Origin of the sequence: Streptococcus oralis (assembly GCF_003943395.1) — a bacterium.
In the GTDB taxonomy this organism is placed as follows: Bacteria; Bacillota; Bacilli; order Lactobacillales; family Streptococcaceae; genus Streptococcus; species Streptococcus oralis_BF.
In genome coordinates this window covers 1-805 of the sequence record NZ_RJPJ01000030.1, presented here as the reverse complement: position 1 = coordinate 805, position 805 = coordinate 1, and the positions used below count along the sequence as shown (strand labels likewise).

The 805-nt window shown below is 45.1% G+C and carries 1 protein-coding gene; it reads right to left on the bottom strand.

Annotated features, from left to right (window positions below; all coding sequences use genetic code 11):
- Nucleotides 1-805 (bottom strand): tagatose-bisphosphate aldolase (lacD, locus tag D8802_RS10000; protein ID WP_125395724.1); only part of this gene is annotated, 805 nt, incomplete at both ends.

Below are 805 nucleotides of genomic sequence, written 5' to 3'. Positions count from 1 at the left end.
GTTGCACGGCCACAAAGAACACCATTGAAGTTTGCGCCTGATTCGTGGGCAAAGACAAGGGTTTCTTGGAAGAGTTTAGCCGACACTCCCGCACTCAAGTAGATGTATGGAAGATTCGTTGCTTCATCTTGTGCTTTGAAGAAAGCTGCTGCTTCTTCACGTGTATGCACGATTTCACCTTCGCCAAAACCTTCAACGTATTTGACATTGACTGGAACTTCCACTTTCAAGACATCGATGTTGAAGCGTGGGTCTGAGAAGACCTTCATGGCACCGATAACCTTGTGTGGTTTCACTTTGGCATATTCTGCAGAACCTGCATCAGCGATTTTTTCATCGTAAGCCAAGATTTCAAGGAAGAATGGAATGTCTTCTGCCACACACTCAGAACCAATACGTTCGATGTAGGCTTGTTTTTGTTGGTTGAGTTCGTCAGCGCTGTCTACGTCATAGTAAAGCAAGAACTTGACTGCATCCGCACCTTGTTCTTTGATGCGTTTTGCAGACCAAACATCCAAGCAGTCTGGCAAGCGTTTAGTGCTAGTTGTGTCGTAGCCAGTTTTCTCATAAGCAAGGAGAAGACCAGCATTTGGATCAAGGGCTTTAGTAGCTGGAAGACCATACTCAGGGTCAAGGAGCATAGAGGATGCGTATTTTGTCAATTCATCTGCTACCAAGACTTTGAGTTCTTCCATTTGAGCAACTGTTGGTTCTTCTGTTTGGTATTGAGCCATGAGGCGTTTCAAAGCACCACGTTGGTCAAAGGCAAGAGCTGAGATAATGCCATTCTCGTCAGAGAGTTTTT